Consider the following 17,822-nt stretch of genomic DNA (forward strand, 5'->3'; position numbering starts at 1 on the left):
ATAGTCAAAAAAAGTGATAGTCAGCACGGAAAGAGATGAGTATCTGAAAATGAGTAAGTTTAACAAAGCAATAATTATAATATCAGGGAAATTTATGAAGAATACCGGATGGCTGTTATTTGAGCAGATATTTCGAATGATATTATCATTGATAGTTACAGCGCTAATGGCAAGGTATCTAGGTATTCATAATTTTGGGTTAATAAGTTATGGTGCAGCTTATGTGGCGATATTTACAGTGATTTGCAAATTAGGTATGGACAGCATTTTGGTAAATGAAATAATAAATAAAAGAGAAGATACTGGGCAGATGCTTGGCACAACAATTATACTTCGTCTAGTCGCATCACTGCTTTCAATTGTAGTAATATTTGTAATTATGGCTTTTTTAAATCCCAATAATAATACGTTGCAGATAGTTGTATTTATACAATCGATTTCTCTATTATTTATTTCATTTGATATTGTTGCATATTGGTTTCAATCAAATTTACAGTCTAAATATGCTGTTATATCAAAGATTGTCGCATATGTACTTATTGCAGTTTGGAGAGTTGTACTTATTTATTTTAAAGCATCTGTAACATATTTTGCTTTTGCTACTATACTTGAAGCTATTGTAGTTAGTGTTTTACTAATTACTTTTTACTATAAATTTAAAGGACAAAAGCTCAGATTTTCTTTTTTAACTGCTAAGATGCTGATATCACGAAGTTATCATTTATTAATAGCTAATTTAATAGCTACTATTTATACTCAAATGGACAAAATTATGCTAGGTCAATTGGCAAGTGAGTCAACTGTTGGGATCTATACAGCGGCTATGACTATTTCTTCATTGTGGATGTTTATACCTAATGCTCTAATTGAATCCGCAAGACCTCTAATATTGACCGCAAAGATAAATGATAATAAAGCTTATATTAAGCGATATAAACAACTTAATTGCTCGATTATATGGATTGGCATATTAGCATCTGTATTTATATACTTGTTTTCTAAGTCTATAATATTTCTTGTATTTGGGGAACAATTTGCAGACGCTGTTGTGGTGTTAGCAGTTTTAATTTGGTCGAGGACATTTTCGTTGCTTGGAAGTGTTAGATCAATTTGGTTAATATCTGAAAATCTCAAACAATATCACATATACTTTATTGGTATTGGTGCAATTCTAAATGTAATACTAAACTTAACATTGATACCTCGTTATGGTGCAATAGGGGCAGCTATAGCTGCTATTATTGCTGAGGTAGTATCTTCTACATTGGCGTTGTTATTGTTCAAGCAAACTAGGCCACTTTTCAAATTAATAGTCGATTCGTTTTTGTTTAAAGGTGTTATCGGTTATTCTGCAAAGAAGGCATAAGGGAATAATGCTAATTTGAATAAGTTGAGTTCCTTTAAAGGCTGTGCGGGATAAGATTCAAGTTATTGACGTTAATATATTATTTCAGTAATAAGTCATTATTTTTCAGTATAAATAATTGAACTAAGCTTTATTAGTTTACTTCCTATTTAATTTGATGCAAATTATTTGGTGAGACAGGATTACAAAACATAATTCTAAAGAAGGGGGAATATTTATGAAGATTGCAATTGTGGGAACTGGTTATGTTGGGATGTCAAATGCTGTATTATTATCCCAAGAAAACGAAGTAATCGCTCTTGACATAATTCAAGAAAAAGTTGATATGATCAATAGAAAAGAATCGCCTATTGTGGATAATGATATTGAAATATTCTTAAAGACAAAGGAATTAAATCTTTTAGCTACAACAGATAAATATAAAGCTTATAAAGACTCAGATTTCGTCATTATCGCTACTCCAACAGACTATGATCCTGAAAAAAACTATTTTAATACACGTACTGTAGAAAGTGTTATTGCAACGGTTAAAGAGATCAACCCAGATGCAGTAATGATAATAAAATCAACTGTTCCAGTGGGTTTTACTGATATGATTAAAGAAAAATTTGAAACCAATAACATAATATTTTCACCAGAGTTCTTAAGAGAAGGAAAAGCGCTATATGATAATTTGTATCCATCAAGAATTATAATTGGAGAAAAGTCGGAGAGAGCAGAAAGATTCGCAACATTGTTAATAGAGGGAGCAATTAAAGAGGATATTCCTGTCCTGTTTACTGATTCAACAGAAGCAGAGGCCGTAAAGTTATTTTCAAATACATATTTAGCCCTTAGAGTAGCTTATTTTAATGAACTAGATACTTATGCAGAAGTGAGGGGGTTAAATACTAAAGCGATCATAGAAGGAGTAGGGCTTGATCCAAGAATAGGTACCCAATATAACAATCCTTCTTTTGGCTATGGTGGATATTGCCTCCCTAAAGATACAAAGCAATTACGAGCAAATTATGCAGATGTACCAAATAACATAATAGGTGCTATCGTTGATGCAAATAGAACAAGAAAAGATCATATTGCTAGCAAAATAATAGAAATGAATCCAATGATTGTAGGGATATATAGATTAACAATGAAAACTGACTCTGATAATTATAGAGCCTCTTCGATACAAGGAATAATGAAGAGAATAAAGGCTAAAGGAATAGAAGTAATAATTTATGAGCCAGTATTAAAAGAACTTTCTTTTTATAACTCCAGGGTTATTAAAGATTTAGATGAATTTAAATATCTATCAGATGTTATTGTAACAAATAGAATTTCAAATGAGCTATTAGATGTTAAAGAGAAAGTTTATACAAGAGACTTATATAATAGAGACTAATTATTTTATATTAGCAAGTTGTTCTTTGGTTAATACTAGGTATGGTTAGTCGGGATACAAGAATCATTTATATTAAATTTAGTGAACAATAATAGAAAGCGATGAATCCCGAACAGTGTAATCAAAGTTCATAGAATGGTACAAATAACTTAATTGCATAATAAGTTAATGTATTCTATACATCCTCCCACATTTTTGTTAACATACCATTAAACAACACACCTACATAAACCGTACGATAAAGGCAAAACCATTGAAAAGTGGCGACGCAAAGCTAAAGGGGCTTATCTGAAACCAGACTGCCAGCCAGCTACCGAATATCGTGCCTCCCGTCGAGGTTTATGTGGAAAAATGGAGGTTATTCATATGATCATACGCGCAAATATTGTACGTGAATGGCATCAGCTTTGTATGTTGTTCCATGAAATGTTGTGGGAAGAGTGCTTGGATGAAGAGAAGCGCATGGAGCTCTATTTAAAAATGGTTTATCATAAGAATAAACTTGCCGCTGTTACTCTCTCATAAACAAGCTCATGGATTACAATTTGTTGGTCTGAAAAAGCGATATCCCAAGCTGGCGCCCTGTCTATATGAAGCGTCAGCTTGTTTTTTTGAAAATATGACAAGGAGAATCATATGGGGTCATTGCTCATACAGCGCCCGTATGAAACCAAAACGATGAAAATAACAAATAAAACGCTTTTTATAATTGCAGGTGCAATCGTCGTTATCGGAATTGTGATTTATGGCGGTATGAGTCTATTTTCGAAGCTGAATCAGGTGGAAGAGTTAAATGAACGTATAGAGGAAACGGCTCAGATGGATGGGGGACAGGTTACTGCTGAGAGCTCAGAGAAGCCTGACGATCAGCCGGAGCAGACGCCGGCAGCTGAGCCAGCTCAGACAGAGGTGGCAGTTCCAACGCCTCAGACAGAGGAAGACCTTCTGCCTAGCCCAACTTCAGCTTTGACACCTGAACCCACGTCTGATAACTTAGATGTAGGCCAGAAGTCAGGGGATGGATCTAGCAATTCGGAAGAAAAGTCCCGAAAGAAGAAAGAGATTGATGCCTCGGTTACAGCCAAGCTCGGGAAGCTGAAGTCTTCGTGCCAAGCAAGCAGTAATAGCCTGGTTCGTCAGATCGCACAAGAGCTTAGCAGTGATGAAGATGCAACGCTTGCGACTATTCAGAGCAAATATCTGAATAAGGTTTTTTCTGCTGAGGCCGACTGTGATGCGAAGTTCAATCTATTAATTAGCAATGCCAAGAGCGAGTATAAGGCGGCAGATCTAGGCGATCAGCCCTTTCCTGATTGGAGCTCGCAATATGAGAGTGCTAAGGCTTCGGCCAGAGCCGATGCGCTTGCCATTATTGCCAACTCGCTCAACAAGTAAGCTCTATCATTCTGAGGAGGCTCTATGAAAAAGTCACGTGCATTATCTATCTTTCTAGTCGTTACGATGCTTTCATCTTTACTTGCTACTGTCGCATCGGGGGCAACGCAGACAATTAAGGCAACGACGCAGCCGATTAAACTGCAATTTGATGGTCAATCGCTTCAACTGCCCGACGGGCAATATTCGTTTGTTTATCAAGGTCGTACATATGTGCCGATTCGTTACATTTCCTATGCGCTGCAAAAAACGGTGAACTGGGATGGGACGAAGGCTGCAATCACCGAGCCAACGGAGAAGGAGCTTGCTGCGCTGAAGAAGCAATTGCAAGCAGGCGCATCAAGCAGCCAAAAGCCGCAAGCAAGCATTGAAATTACGATTAAGCCTGTAAAGGCATCGCTGGTATTCGATGGGAAGACTTCTGCTTTGCCGGCTGGCCAATCGCTCTACGGTTTTAAAGGCTCTATCTACGCGCCTCTTCGCTTCCTATCAGAGTCGGTAGGTACGCAGATCAACTTTGACCCGGTCACTAAGATGGTTAGCGGAGAATCCGCTGCTTATCGGTCTGAGCAGGGAGCCGGTGTTGTTCTTCCAGGGACTGGCGGTGCTGGTGAAACCGGTAATGCTGGAACTGGTGGTGCAGGCACAGGTGCTGGTGGCACTGGTGGAACTGGCGGCGCGGGTGGAGGTGCGGTTAAACCGACATTTGAGCAAATTACAGCAGATACCGAAAAGAGGCTTGCTGCGCTGCAGGAAAGCTGTGAGGCGACTCTATGGGATATTGCTTCGGAGTACCTTTCAGCAAAAGATGAGAACAAAGCTAGTATAAAGGCAAGAGGGCTTCAGGAGCTTGATAATTGCTCTGCAAGCTTTGAGACGATTATGTCGGACACATCGTCTCAGTTGACCGCTAACGGATATAGCACGGCCGTTATTGCTACTTATCGAGAAACCTTTAACAAGGAGCTTGAAGCTGGAAGAAAAATTGCGGATAGCTTGGCATAATCGTTACTCTCATAAATAAAAAAGGGGCAGTAGTGAAGTCGTATTGACTTCTCTACTGCCCCTTTTGCATGTGCTATTGACCGGTATAGATGCGGTAAATAAGTGCTGCTGCCTCTGCTTTGGTCGTGGTTTGCTTCGGCTTGTAAGTGCTGTCCTCGTAGCCTGTAATTAGCTTCTGCTGCTTAAGAAGCGCTACGCCGTCCTTTGCCCAATCGGCAATGGATGAAGCGTCCTTGAAGCCTTTGAGCTGTTCATTGCTTGTGCTTGATAATTTCTTGTTGTTGTAGGCTGTAAGAGCTCTTGAAAGGAGCGCAGCAATTTCCTGACGCGTAATTTCGGCTTTTGGCTCAAAGGTTGTTGCCGATTTGCCTTGAATTAAGCCTTGTGCATAAGCGGCTGCGATCTCATCGTAATACTCGTTGTCCTTCGCTACATCCTTGAACGGCAAGCTGAGGCCTGTGCCGTCTAGCCCGTAAGAGCGGATAAGCCATGCTGCGAATTGCTCGCGCGTCACTTTCTTACTTGGACCAAATTCAGCGGTCTGGTCAAGAACGCCTTTGTTTAGCAGCGTATTGACGGCCGATGCCGCCCAGTGTGCTGCTGGGATATCCTTGAAGGATTGGCTCGCCTTCATGACCGTGTATTTACTGAAATGTCCGCGGTTTACGTTTACGGTTTTTGTAACCGGATCATATAGTCCGCCTACGGGTTCCCAAGTCAACGTTTTTTCGTTCAATAGGTAAACGGTGAGGCCAGCCAAATCTGCCTCGGAGTATTTGGTAGTATCGATATTAGATACATCGAACGATACAGGCATCGGCTTGTTGAATGCTTCTACCTTCTTGCCGCCTACGGATGCATGGAATTCCATAACAGGTATGTTAGCCACTTGAGCTGCCGATGTTGGCGCAGTTACCGTCAGATTATGGACGACCTCCGCTGCGAGAGAGATGGTCTGTCCGCCAGTAACGCTGCCAAATGTATCCGGCTCAACGGTAAAGGAGGTATTACCCATAGTAAGCTTTAAGCCTGCTAGACCGCTATCCTGCACGGCTTGATAGATCTCTGAAGGCAGATCCGCTGCCAGCTTCGTGATATTCTCGCCTTGTTTTGGAATATTGATCGTAATGACTGGTTTAATGCTTGTTGCTTTGTCCGCTCCGACTGCTCCCGTAAGGTCCTTCATCGTGTCATCCAAAGCTTTCTTAGTCGTTTCCAGCTGTTGTCCGATTTGCTTCGTATCAAGCGTTGTCGTCAGAGCATTGCCTTCTACTTTAACATCCTTGCTATCAAGCGTTACGGTAGCTGCTTTCTCTACCGCTTTCTTGCTGAGCTCAACAAGCGAATCCTTGAGTGCTTCAATTTGAGCTGCATCTACGCTGCCTAGATTTTGCAAGACGGAAGCGGTGTCCTTGATGATTGATTTAGCAAGCTCGAGTGCTTTTGGCCCATTCTCGACCTGCTCAAATGCGTATTTGGTGTTAGTAACCATCTGTGTGATGGTATTAGCTACCTTTGCTTTCTCTTCCGCTGTTTGCATAGATTCAAGCAGCTTGGAAGCAGAAGCAAGCGTGGCGGATACGTTCTGTACCGACTTCTCAGCTTCTTTGCCGTCCTTAACGTCTTTCATCGAGTCTAGAAGGCTGTTCATGAGGTCTGACGCTTTATCTGCTTTCTCTTTGTCCGTCTTACCGTTCTCCAGCAGTTCCTGCAAGCCTTTGTCGGCATCGGCAGGCGTTGGAGCCGGTGTTGGGATAACTTCCGGATTAGTACCTGGATAAGTACCCGGTGGAGTTGTAGGCACAGGTGTCGGCGTTGGAGTAGGTGTTGTGCCTGGGTCTGTAACCTTTTCTCCTATTGTGCTTACCGTAATCGTTTTGTCTAGCGTATAGGTCTTGCCTTCAATTGTGATAGATCCGGTTACGGTATACACGCCGTCCTCTTCAACATATACCCATGTAGGTAGGTAAGCAGCATCCGTGCTGTCTTGAACGATTACGCCGCTGCTGTTCTTAACGACAAGCTTTGCAGCATCTGGAAGAATAGATTTCGACCATTTGCTCCAACCATAGTGGAATATTGCTAACTCTGGCGTACTGTACTGCTGAATCTCATCGCCATTCTCATTAACGAGCCCAACCTTTATCCATCTTTGATTGACAGGGAGTTCTATTTTACCTGTATGGTCGAGGCCGAATACGTCAATCCCATTAAGAGCAGATGTTGTAATATTTGTTTGTGTACCGGCTTTCAGTTCATCCTTCGTAAAATGTACGTCATATTGGTATTGCTTCGAACCGTCAAAGCCGTTAATGGATATGGCTACGTTGCCCGGCGTTAGATTAACAAAATTATCATCGTGGTGAACATAGGCTCTCAGCTTGGTCTGCTGATCCGAAATATAATCAACGGAGCTAATCGTAGCATCCCCAAGCACCTTCACACGAGCAAGGGAGCTTGAATCGGATGGAATATCAAGTGTATTCACATCTTGGTTCAGCACAACGCTTTCCAAATAAATCATGTTGCCTTCCAAGGTTCTTGCTACTACGTTATAAGTGCCCTTTGTTGCATAGAAACGGTTCTCTTCTCCCTCGTTATCATCGATGAGATAAGGTAGGTAGTCAGCACCGGTAAGATCCTTGCGTGCAATGGTTACTTCGTCCATTCGTTTAGTTAGCTTGACAGTAGATACCTGCTGAAGTGGCTGCCTCGCATCAAGCACAACATTATAGTCTTTGCCTGGCTCTGTCTTCAAGTTGCCTAGCATATAATAGCCGAATGGCGATCCGTTATTTGAGCTGTTCAAGTTGCCGCTCCGTACGAAATCAACGTTAACTACTGAGGGGGAAGGTACGATCAAATAGCTTACAGTCTCGTCTCCATAAATCGAATCCTGCTGCTTTTGAATCGTGTCGCCAGCCTGAATGGTAGAATACACGTAAGCATTCGTCATCGGGACTCCGCCAGCTACATTAACGTTACTGCTCGATTCAGGCTTATCAAGTCCGGAAACACGAATGATAGCTTGGGTTTCGGGGTCAATCGCCATGAGATCAATCGTTTTGTCCAAATAACCGGCTTTGCTGAATGTGAACTCGTTATGTTCGCCGGCATAAAGTTGAGTTAAGGTTATGAGGCCGTTGGCATCTGATTTGCTTGTGTGTGCTTGGCCGTGCAGGTAGAGAGATACGCCTTCAACAGGAGCGCCTACCTTGCCTGCTACATGTTCACGTACAGTGATTGACAATTTTTCAACTTGTGTACTTGTGAGATACGGCTTATTGACTAGATCAACAAGGATGCCGTTCTGATCACGAATTTCCAAGTCAAACTCATGCTTTGGCGCAACGGTAATGGTCGTGCTGCTTAGTTCATTCCAATTCGATTGATTGTTTCTTTGCATCATTTTAATCGTGTACGTTCCTGTTTCCGTCGGACGGAATTCGTTGCTGTAGGCTTGATTCAATTTACCGTCTTTGATATCGGCATGCCAATTAAGGTAATTATACTCCAGATAGGTCTCATTATTTTTTAGGACGAGTGACTTGATTTCGGACTTGCGGTCAATGGTATGGCCATTGTCGTCTTTTAACAGTGTGTTGAGCTTGAAGGTTTCGCCTAAAATAAGATCAGTGCGCTGATCCATGACGTTTTGCTTGTCGACGCCTGCTGTTACAAGCGCGGTAATGGTTGTACCGGATTTGAAAGAATAGCTATTCGCTGTCGGAGTAAAGTAGGAATCAAGAATGGCTTCGTCTCCATTGCTGTTAATGACAGCGTTCAGCTTGTATATTTGTTTATCCTTCTCTGCATACAGCTGCTTATCGCCAGCAAGATTAAAGAAATGCTCTTGATAGTTGTATCTATCATTCAAATAGGCAATTCGCAAGGAGGCCGCATTATCCGTTGTCTTATAATCCGCGGCAACGCTGAGCGCTGAAAACGCATTTGGAAGAAGGTTGTCCGAGAAGGTATGAGTGTCCTGATTGGTATTGAGAACATTTTTGACGACGGCTTTGTCGCCATTAGGCAGAGGAAGCACGGCGATAAATTGAAAGGCCTGTCCCTTAGCAACGTAGAGCGAATCCACATTTGAAATAGGTTGGTCGTATTGATGGTAAACTTGTTTAAAGCCGCTGTTATTAATGAGGCTAAGCGATTCTACAGCTACAGGCTGATTGTCCCAGCTATAAGCAAAGGATTGCTTGCTGTATTCGGCCGCATTGAGGATAATCGTTTTGCGCTGCTCCCCAAGTGCAGGTGTGAAATCATCATTGTTTAAGCTGTACAAATAAGTATCCGTATTGGATTGCGGTTTAATTATATGCTGGTAATTGCCGATTTTTCCATTTGTTAAGTAGACCGCAACGCTCGGGGTTGAGAATTTCACGGGATTGCTTTCGTTATTGTTAAACGTGCTGCGACTGTTGGTTTGCGTAAATAATTTACTATCTTTGTCCAAAAAGCGGAGCTCGGCTACCTTGTAGTTTGGGTAACGATCGTCAAGGATGTCTTGCATATATACAGTCCCAACTGTATAGGAGTCTGTATTCTGATCCACACGCAAGAAGAGTACGGGATCAAGATTCGTTGCTGGGATACCACCTGGCCCGATCAAGGCAATCTGTCCGTCTGCATCTGTTGTAAGTGTAACGTTGCTGATTTCATGATACCCAACGTTAACTGGCTTATCTGCAACCGGCTTACCATACTCATCAAGCAGCGTTACGATGACTTTATCGTCATCCGAACGGATGGTGTCATTGACAGCAACGGAGGAAGCCGTTTCGCCTTTTGCCGTACGCTCGATCTTAAAGCTATAGCTGGAAGGCAGAATATTCACGCTTTGCTCCCAATTGAGCGGCCTGACCTCACTGTGGAAGGCGGCTTTAAGCGTATAAGCTTTACCCGGCTGAAGACTCGTATATTCAAGTCCAGCAAAGGGGATGGAATAGGTTGATCCGGAAATCGTAACTTCATTTTCCTGAATCTGCTTCGTAATGGCAGGAGCGGCTTTCTTACCCTCAGCGTCCACTAACGTAAATTCAATGGATTTGCCTCCCATCATATAAGCGAAGTCCTCTTTTTCGACATCGATTGTGCTTTTGAGAACGACGTTTTTGGTACCGTCCTGCTGCGTAGACGTCGAGACGACGTCTAAAGACTGGGCTGCCATAACGGTAAAAGAATTGCCTAACGCTAGCAGCAGGGTCATCAACAGCAGAAAGCTGTGCTTGAACTTCTTATTTTGCATCTGTTTTTTGTCTCTCCTTACCTCATATTGTGGTTAATGTAAAAAAAAACTCATTTCTCTAGCAAAAGCACTACCATAGTACTAAATTTTGCATTACACTATCATTACGCACCAACCTAAATTCATACAATAGTGGTAATGTAGGGGGACTATGGACATATTTAAGCTGTTCTACCAAATAGATCGTTGTACTTCCAACCCTCATGCGGAGGCTCTTATACTTTTGCATGGACTAGGTCTAAATACACAAATATGGGATCCGCTCGTCATTTTGCTTTCCGAACGATATCATGTTATTCGATATGATTTGCGCGGGCATGGCCAAAGCTTTCATAATGGCTCTGAATTGACCTGGGAGCTGCTGTGCGCAGATCTTGATAGTCTGTTCAACCTATGCGGCATAGCGGAAGCTCATGTAATTGGGTATGGCTTTGGCGGCAGCCTTGCTGTCAGGTATGGGGCTAGTCGTACGGAACGAATCAAGACGTACACGCTAATGTCGACGATCGGGTTTTATCCCCCAGAGGTCATGGCGCGCTCCATACAGCTGCGGCGGGGCTACGTCAGGAACGGCACAGCAAATGAGCTGGCTGAACAGATGGCTAGCTTAATAACTAGTCTACCACCGGACAGGGAAGAAGTAGGGCGGATTAGAGAGGCATACATGCAATGCGATATAGATGTCTACTTTAAAGGAATAGAGCTCTTTGCAGCGTCCAATCCCTTAGATGAAATGTCAGGAATCAATAAGCCGTGTTTGGTTATGGCAGGAGAAAAAGATACCATTTACCCGTCCTACATGTCAGAGATCACAGCTCAATTTATTCCGAATGCGATCTCTGTTATCGTACCCGACGCGGCTAATATGTTGTTTATGGATAATCCGGTCTATACCGTTCAGAAAATATTTACTTTTCTCACCGATTCAAAAATGGGCAGGGAGACGGTAGTTGCCAGCAACCCTCAGCTCGGGATGACGGGCAGCGACGCGATCAAGATGTTCGGCAAAGCATATCAGAAGGCTTCTAGCCTTGAAGCGTTGCTTCAGGTCAAGCTTATTGGAACATTTCAAGTATCTTTCAAAGGGATAGAAATACACAATGGCTGGCAGCAGCGTAATGCGAAGAGGCTGCTTGTATATTTGTTATTTCACCCGCATGCTGCCCGTGAACAGATTTGCGATGCGTTATGGCCGCTGGTAGATACGAGCAAGGCGAGTAATCTGTTGCGGGTTAGTCTCTCGCATATGAAGGCACTCTTCGAGGCCGCAGGCGTCGTGAGTCCCATTGTTGCAGATCGCACTCATGTCAAGCTGAATGCTGCAGTAGAGTGTGACGTGCTGGAATGGATTCGGATGCTAGGTGAGGCTCGGATGGAAAAACATCCATCAAGAAAAGTGATGCTCGTTAAAGAATTGCTCGCTTACCCAATTGAGGAGCTGCTTGCTGGCTTGTACGATAACTGGGCGCTGCATGAGAGAAGTCGGCTGGAATATATGCTGTTGGAGCTTGTGGAATCGCTTGTGGAAAGCTACAAGAATGATGGTGACCATTTGGCAGCCAACCAAGTCACAAGAAGGCTGAGCAACATGTTTGGCGAGGAAATGTCCGTTGATGTCGATTCTAATCGTTTTAATCAGAGAGAGGTGAGGGTCCATTAATAGAGATACTGTTCTGCAAAAAAAGAAGCTAGAGCAGACGATCGAGCTGCTGCGGCAGGAAATGGTCGATAAGCTATTTGTGAGCCAATCCTACCAATCTGATGAAGTGTTAGGAGCGAGCCAAGCGTTGGATCGTGTTCTTAATTGCTATGATTGCGTCAGATATGAGAAAGAGTGTAAAAATAAGACGAGTTGTGCATCATTAACTTTTAGTATGGAAATGAAATAGCTTTATTTAAATAAACGTTTCCGTTTATTCTGTTTGAATTTGTACCAATATTTCCCGTTTTCATCCTTAAAAATCCTAATACCGATCAGTTTTAGTGGTGTGGATAATTCGGTAAACATTAAATAGCTAGAGATGGTGATCACCCTCGTTTCTCTTCTTTTAAGTCATAATACCAAACTTTAGAAGTATTGACTATACAAAAATAGGACTTTTATCCCTCTTTTATTAAAAGATAGTGGATTATTCTTCTTATTTTTCCAGCTACGTACGGTTTAAAATGTCAGCGGCTGCTTCTTTTGAGCAAGTATGCCGTTCTTTGGCGTGCCTATCCAGCCTGCTCTCTGCATGCTCAAATTTTGTTTGTGCCATTCTTTTCAAGTATGATAGAAGAAGAGAATAGAGAGAAGGTTTCTTTGCAGGAGGTGCTAGAGAAATGACCAAAGCTACGAAATGGATGCCAACCCTCGTATGGGGGGTCCTGTTTGCGGGATGGCTCGCGCTTTTATTTATGTTTTCGTCCCAGACGTATGATCAGCAAAGCATTCAGCCTTTCTTGCGCAGCCATTTTGACTACCATCAGCTTGTAAGATGGCTGCCTGATGTGACGATTACTTATCGAACCAGCGTAATTAATTCACATGAACGGCCATATAGCTTTATTGAATTTCTATTTCGCAAAGGCGCGCATCTATTTGTGTACGCTACATTCGCTGCCATGCTGTACATGTTCCTGCGTGCGCTGAGCCGCGGGCGTTGGTTTATTTCGATTGTGATTACGCTGCTGGTTGCGATTGCTGTTCCAGCCTTGGATGAATGGAATCAGCTTGGCTCTGACGAGCGGACTGGCAACGCGACGGATGTTGTGCTTGATTTTGTCGGGGGCTGTGCGGGCCTATTGGTCTGCTTGAGTATCTTAGGGGTAGTTAAGCTAGTGCGCTCCCTGTCACGGTCGAGAGCAAGAAATAGGATTGAATAGGCATTGCGATAAGAGTGCCGTTCAAGCTGTGAATGTGGCTGAGCGGCAGTTTTTTGCTCATGAGCGATGTATCAACTAATAAATTCGCAAGAAACAAACTGTAATGGATTGGAAAATAGCGAAAAAAACGGACAAACAGGTCAGCTATCCTATATAATCGTCTTTGTTACTATAAAGAATAAGGTGGAGGTATCGCAGCTTGCAGCGCTATGAGGAGTTGGATTCGCTTAGAGGTTTGGCGGCGCTTGCCGTTATGGTTGGCCATTTCTTAATGGTGTTTACGCCAATCGTGCAAAATACATCAGGCTTAAGCTTTCTGGATTATCCGCTTAACCTGCTGAAATATACGCCGCTGCATGCCATATGGGGCGGCCATGAAGCGGTCATTATGTTTTTTCTGCTTAGCGGGTTTGTGCTCTCCTTGCCGTTCTTCAGCAATCGCCAGCAGAATTATACGAAATATGTGATTAAGCGGATCTGCCGCATTTACATCCCTTTTCTAGTCGCTTTAATAATAGCGATTGTGATGAGGGAAGCCGTCTATGTGTCTAAGCTCACGGACTTAACGACCTACTATAACGAGCTATGGGTGGCACCGCCGGATATGAGCTCCATTGTTCATCACCTGCTGTTTGTCGGGAACTACAATTCGACGAGATATGATCCGATATTGTGGACGCTTGTCCATGAGATGCGCATCTCGTTATTATTCCCTTTTATTATGTTTGCTATTGTCAAAGGCGGCTGGAAAATCGGGCTGCCGCTTGCGATCGTCTTATCCTATGGAGCTGCGATTATGCTCGAAAATATAGAAACCCGCTATATGACTAATTTTGTAGTCTCTCTGCATTATGCTTCTTTCTTCATCGTTGGTGCCCTTCTTGCCAAGTATCAGAAGCCGCTGAGGGCTGTTTTCTCGAAGTTGAACGGCTGGTGGGCAGCCTTGCTTCTAATCGTCGCTCTTTGCAGCTACACGTTCAAATGGATCGGTTATGGCGAGGATTTTCATGACAGGTTCATGCCGCATGGCGGCGATTGGATGACGGCGATCGGTGCTTCCATCTTCATTATAGCAGCCCTATCGTCCGTTCGATTATCGCAGCAGCTGCAGCGGAAGCCGTTATTATTTTTGGGCAAAATCTCGTACAGCCTCTACTTGTATCATATGATTGTACTGCTATCGCTCATTCATCTGCTGAATGGCGAGCTGGATACGCCGTTTATCGTCATGCTCGCTTTTGTAGCTTCGTTCGTCGCGGGAGCGCTAAGCTACTATTTCATAGAGCTGCCGTCCATTCGTTTAGGCAGGTGGCTTACAAGCTGGGGCAAGAAGCCGAGTGTGGCTGTAGGAAGCAGTGGAGAAAGAAGCGTATCCTCTTAAGGAGGACGATCGGCTGAATAGAAGAAAGGGACGGCTCTCCTACGGGGAGCCGTTCCTTTTTTTGTTTATCCATGGGAAAAGCGCTGACGATACTTACGTGGAGAGATGCTCTCGTATTTGGCGAAGCAGGAGGTGAAGTAGGCGGCATGGTTGAAGCCGACCTCCTCGCCGATGCGGGCGATGGAGAGGTCGGTTTGGAGCAGCAGCAGCTTTGCCCGTTCGATGCGGAATCGCATTAAGTAATCGAACGGGGCGCATCCAAACTCCTTCTGCATGCACCTGGCAATATAGACCGGATGAAAGTTGATGCTCTCGCCAAGCTCCTGCGCCGTAATAGGGTCACGGTAATGCTCGCGCAAATAGGAGGCGGCTTGCTCTGCACATAAGGCTGACGGTGACGGTCCTTCCGCCTCCATTGAGGCGGACAAATGCTCGATTATTTCCTGAAAGGCCAGCTGCTGCTTCCATTTCACGCTCGGGATATGGTCGTTCATATTGAGCTGCACGAGCTGGCGAAGCAGATTGTCCATCTTGGAGGGCTGGAGCAGCTTAGCGAACTGGGGCAGCTGCTTGGTGAAGGTTTGCGTAGCGTAAATGTTTGAAGTAAGCGCTCTCACTTTGCTGCTGTCCCCCGGCTCCTCTCTCACTGATTGGTCAGACACGCTCCAAGCTCCGGTCGTCTGGAAATGAATCCAGTAATAAGTCGTCTGCTCTTGGCAGGCAAGCGTAGCGTAATGATGGGCGTCCGGCCTCAAAATAAGGGCATGACCGGCGCTGACTTCGTAGTGCTGCTCTTCTTCTCCCATATATAAGCACCCTCGCGTTACGACCAGCAGGTCAAACACGCCGATATTGCGCCGGCTCGGATGTTTGCGGCCTGAAGGAGCAACGGTATATCCTCCGATTATATAGTGGGGAAGCGGCGGAATCGTCATATGAATGATGGTCATGGCATGGGATGCTCCTTGCAAGTTTGAAGTTGGAATCGTTATAGTTTCGGTTGTAAAAGTGATACATCAAGCTCAGTATAGCATCTATAATTTGAAATGACGAATGAGGAACGAACAACGGATGCGGACTCACAAGAGACCGATGCAGGGGGACACAATAATGGCTTTATCAGACAAAAAATTTTCGCTCTGGACGCTGGCTTGGCCCATTTTCATAGAGTTGTTTTTACAGTTTTTGCTCGGTGCGGCAGACACGCTGATGGTCAGCCGAATTTCGGATGACGCGGTAGCGGTAGTAGGCTTCTCTAACCAGCTGTTTCAGGCATTAACGACTTTGTTTATAACGGTTGCGAGCGGCGCGGGCATTCTCATTGCCCAAAAGATCGGCTCCCGCAACAGCGAGGATGCGCGTACGATTGCGATTATGGCGGTCAACGTAAGTGCCGTCATTGGAATCGGGCTAAGCGCCGTCTTGTTTCTACTGCCTGGCCAGATTGCATCGGTGCTTCAGCTTCCGGAGCATCTGCTGCCGCTCGCCGAAACGTATATTTCGATTGTTGGCGGAGGCATGGTGCTTATTGCGCTTATGTCGGCACTCAGCACGTCGATTCGCAATACGGGCAACACGAAGGGGCCCATGTACACCGCGATCGGCATGAACGTCGTGCATGTATTTTTCAATTATGCGTTTATATTCGGGGCGTTTGGTTTTCCAAAATGGGGCTTGATGGGCGTAGCGATCTCGACTGTGCTGTGCCGCTTGCTGGCAAAGATCGTCCTCTTCATAATGTTTCTCAGCTCGTTCGAGCGTACGATTAGCCTTCGGGATCTTCATGTATTTAATCGCAAGCTGTTCGGAGACATTCTCCGCATCGGATGGCCGCTTGGCGTGAATATGTCGTGTTGGGTGTTTACGCAGCTGCTTATTTTCACCTTCATAGCTATTCTCGGCTCAAATGAGCTGGCAGCGCGGACGTATATGAATACGCTGGAATCGTTCTGCTTCATGCTGGGCTATTCGATTGCGCTGGCGGTGCAAATTCAGATTGCGCACCTGTTTGGAGCGGGAAGGGTGAAGGAGGCATACGGGCTTGCCTTTCGGGCAATGTGGATCGGCCTTGGGGTAGTCACGGTCAATGCATTTCTCATCTATCTATTTGGCAGGCAGCTGCTTGGCTTGTTCACGGAAAATAAAGAAATCGTAGCGCTTGGCGTATCGCTGCTGGGAATGAATCTGCTGCTTCAGCCAGGCAAAATGGTCAATATGGCGCTTAATAACGCACTTAATGCGGTAGGCGATACTCGGTTTACGATGTGGATATCGGTGTTCTCGATGTGGCTGATCGCGACGGGTCTTGCTTATTGGGTAGGAATAGGGCTCGGCTGGGGCTTGATCGGCATTTACGCGTGCATGATCTTGGATGAGTATGTTCGCGGGGTGCTGTCGCTCATTCGCTGGCGCGGGAAAAAGTTTCTTCGAAGAGCGGAGCGGGATGAAGCCGAGGCTAGAGGGAGTGCAGCTGGCGCAGCCGCAAGCGGCTCCATTCAAAAACAAACCGCGCTAGACGTTTAATAAAAGCGTATAATAGAAGTAGGAAATGGCAGCGGCTTTGCTAGTAAAGGCTGCTGTTTTCCTTATTCACGGCATGGGAGTGATATGAAATATGGCATCAATGGTCATTATGAATGAAAAAATACGCGCCTCAGAGGTGCGGCTAACGGGCCTTCGGGGCGAGGATTTGGGCATTGTTTCGCGTGATGAAGCGCTGGCGAAGGCGCGCGAGCTGAAGGTAGACCTCGTCTGCACCTCGCTGATGAGCAGCCCGCCGCCTTGCAAGCTTGTTGCCAAGGGACAGGCTAAGCAGCAGGCGGATCAAGAGAAGCGCGGCGCCAAGGTGAAGGAACAGCCCAGCAAGGTGAAGGAGCTCCGATTGACCCCGCATATCGAGGAGCATGATTACGATACGAAGCTGCGGCAAGCGGCGAAGCTACTCGGCTCGGGCAACGGCGTCCAGCTTGTTGTTAAGATTCAAGGCAAGGAAGGCCCGAAAGCGAAGGAGCTGCTGGAGCGGATGCTGAAGGATCTGGCTGAGAGCGGCAAGAAGCAGTCGGGCATTCAAGTGAGCGGGAAGCAAGCGGCTGTGCAAGTATTGCCATTGTGAGCCGTCCGCGTTAAATGTAAGCTTTTAGAAGAGGAAGAATCTCTGAGCGGCGCTTCG

The 17,822-nt window shown here is 44.7% G+C and carries 13 protein-coding genes and 1 riboswitch; of the genes, 11 read left to right on the forward strand and 2 right to left on the reverse strand.

Going from position 1 to position 17,822, the window contains the following annotated elements; translation table 11 throughout:
- Window positions 1-49 precede the first annotated feature (49 nt).
- The 5 genes from HI950_RS23325 (at window position 50) to HI950_RS23345 (ending at window position 5,150) form a co-directional block, all read left to right on the forward strand.
- The gene (locus tag HI950_RS23325) at window positions 50-1,366 is read left to right on the forward strand and encodes a flippase (protein ID WP_169087699.1); all 1,317 of its coding nucleotides are present in this window, start codon (window positions 50-52) and stop codon (window positions 1,364-1,366) included.
- A gap of 217 nt (window positions 1,367-1,583) precedes the next feature.
- Entirely contained in the window at window positions 1,584-2,750 is a 1,167-nt protein-coding gene (locus HI950_RS23330) for a nucleotide sugar dehydrogenase (protein WP_169087701.1), read from the forward strand.
- Between the two features lie 233 nt (window positions 2,751-2,983).
- Window positions 2,984-3,068: riboswitch (cyclic di-GMP riboswitch) on the forward strand.
- A 48-nt stretch (window positions 3,069-3,116) separates the two neighbouring features.
- Window positions 3,117-3,275: a hypothetical protein gene (locus HI950_RS23335; RefSeq protein ID WP_169087703.1), complete on the forward strand. Its 159-nt coding sequence runs from the start codon at window positions 3,117-3,119 to the stop codon at window positions 3,273-3,275.
- A gap of 111 nt (window positions 3,276-3,386) precedes the next feature.
- A complete protein-coding gene (locus tag HI950_RS23340; RefSeq protein WP_169087705.1) occupies window positions 3,387-4,145 on the forward strand; it encodes a hypothetical protein in 759 nt (252 codons plus the stop codon).
- 24 nt (window positions 4,146-4,169) lie between these two features.
- Window positions 4,170-5,150: a stalk domain-containing protein gene (locus tag HI950_RS23345; protein ID WP_169087707.1), complete on the forward strand. Its 981-nt coding sequence runs from the start codon at window positions 4,170-4,172 to the stop codon at window positions 5,148-5,150.
- 73 nt (window positions 5,151-5,223) lie between these two features.
- Here the strand turns inward: HI950_RS23345 and HI950_RS23350 are convergent, their stop codons facing one another.
- A complete protein-coding gene (locus HI950_RS23350) occupies window positions 5,224-10,407 on the reverse strand; it encodes an S-layer homology domain-containing protein (protein WP_169087709.1) in 5,184 nt (1,727 codons plus the stop codon).
- A gap of 151 nt (window positions 10,408-10,558) precedes the next feature.
- Here HI950_RS23350 and HI950_RS23355 point away from each other — a divergent pair, with 151 nt between their 5' ends.
- The 4 genes from HI950_RS23355 (at window position 10,559) to HI950_RS23370 (ending at window position 14,653) form a co-directional block, all read left to right on the forward strand.
- Window positions 10,559-12,067 (forward strand): alpha/beta hydrolase, encoded by a 1,509-nt coding sequence (locus HI950_RS23355; RefSeq protein ID WP_169087711.1) that lies wholly within the window; start codon window positions 10,559-10,561, stop codon window positions 12,065-12,067.
- A 40-nt stretch (window positions 12,068-12,107) separates the two neighbouring features.
- Window positions 12,108-12,296, forward strand: a complete 189-nt coding sequence (locus HI950_RS37075) for an aspartyl-phosphate phosphatase Spo0E family protein (protein ID WP_411268134.1) — start codon at window positions 12,108-12,110, stop codon at window positions 12,294-12,296.
- Between the two features lie 433 nt (window positions 12,297-12,729).
- Window positions 12,730-13,272, forward strand: coding sequence for a VanZ family protein (locus tag HI950_RS23365; RefSeq protein ID WP_169087715.1), 543 nt, complete (start codon window positions 12,730-12,732; stop codon window positions 13,270-13,272).
- A 199-nt stretch (window positions 13,273-13,471) separates the two neighbouring features.
- On the forward strand, window positions 13,472-14,653 hold the full coding sequence (locus HI950_RS23370; RefSeq protein ID WP_169087717.1) for an acyltransferase family protein: 1,182 nt from the start codon (window positions 13,472-13,474) through the stop codon (window positions 14,651-14,653).
- 65 nt (window positions 14,654-14,718) lie between these two features.
- Here the strand turns inward: HI950_RS23370 and HI950_RS23375 are convergent, their stop codons facing one another.
- Complete coding sequence (locus tag HI950_RS23375) at window positions 14,719-15,603, reverse strand: AraC family transcriptional regulator (protein WP_169087719.1); 885 nt, start codon at window positions 15,601-15,603, stop codon at window positions 14,719-14,721.
- 160 nt (window positions 15,604-15,763) lie between these two features.
- Here HI950_RS23375 and HI950_RS23380 point away from each other — a divergent pair, with 160 nt between their 5' ends.
- Both HI950_RS23380 and infC read left to right on the forward strand, forming a co-directional pair.
- Window positions 15,764-17,176, forward strand: coding sequence for an MATE family efflux transporter (locus tag HI950_RS23380; protein ID WP_169087721.1), 1,413 nt, complete (start codon window positions 15,764-15,766; stop codon window positions 17,174-17,176).
- Between the two features lie 100 nt (window positions 17,177-17,276).
- Window positions 17,277-17,765, forward strand: coding sequence for a translation initiation factor IF-3 (infC, locus tag HI950_RS23385; RefSeq protein WP_169087820.1), 489 nt, complete (start codon window positions 17,277-17,279; stop codon window positions 17,763-17,765).
- Window positions 17,766-17,822: the final 57 nt, after the last annotated feature.

The sequence above is a fragment of the Paenibacillus sp. PL91 genome, from assembly GCF_012935325.2.
Classification (GTDB): Bacteria; Bacillota; Bacilli; order Paenibacillales; family Paenibacillaceae; genus Pristimantibacillus.

Bases quoted from the DNA above. Each gene is read 5' to 3' on its own strand.
- HI950_RS23325 (WP_169087699.1), top strand. From the start codon at position 50: ATGAGTAAGTTTAACAAAGCAATAATTATAATATCAGGGAAATTTATG.
- HI950_RS23330 (WP_169087701.1), top strand. From the start codon at position 1,584: ATGAAGATTGCAATTGTGGGAACTGGTTATGTTGGGATGTCAAATGCT.
- HI950_RS23335 (WP_169087703.1), top strand. From the start codon at position 3,117: ATGATCATACGCGCAAATATTGTACGTGAATGGCATCAGCTTTGTATG.
- HI950_RS23340 (WP_169087705.1), top strand. From the start codon at position 3,387: ATGGGGTCATTGCTCATACAGCGCCCGTATGAAACCAAAACGATGAAA.
- HI950_RS23345 (WP_169087707.1), top strand. From the start codon at position 4,170: ATGAAAAAGTCACGTGCATTATCTATCTTTCTAGTCGTTACGATGCTT.
- HI950_RS23350 (WP_169087709.1), bottom strand. From the start codon at position 10,407: ATGCAAAATAAGAAGTTCAAGCACAGCTTTCTGCTGTTGATGACCCTG.
- HI950_RS23355 (WP_169087711.1), top strand. From the start codon at position 10,559: ATGGACATATTTAAGCTGTTCTACCAAATAGATCGTTGTACTTCCAAC.
- HI950_RS23365 (WP_169087715.1), top strand. From the start codon at position 12,730: ATGACCAAAGCTACGAAATGGATGCCAACCCTCGTATGGGGGGTCCTG.
- HI950_RS23375 (WP_169087719.1), bottom strand. From the start codon at position 15,603: ATGACCATCATTCATATGACGATTCCGCCGCTTCCCCACTATATAATC.
- HI950_RS23380 (WP_169087721.1), top strand. From the start codon at position 15,764: ATGGCTTTATCAGACAAAAAATTTTCGCTCTGGACGCTGGCTTGGCCC.
- infC (WP_169087820.1), top strand. From the start codon at position 17,277: ATGGTCATTATGAATGAAAAAATACGCGCCTCAGAGGTGCGGCTAACG.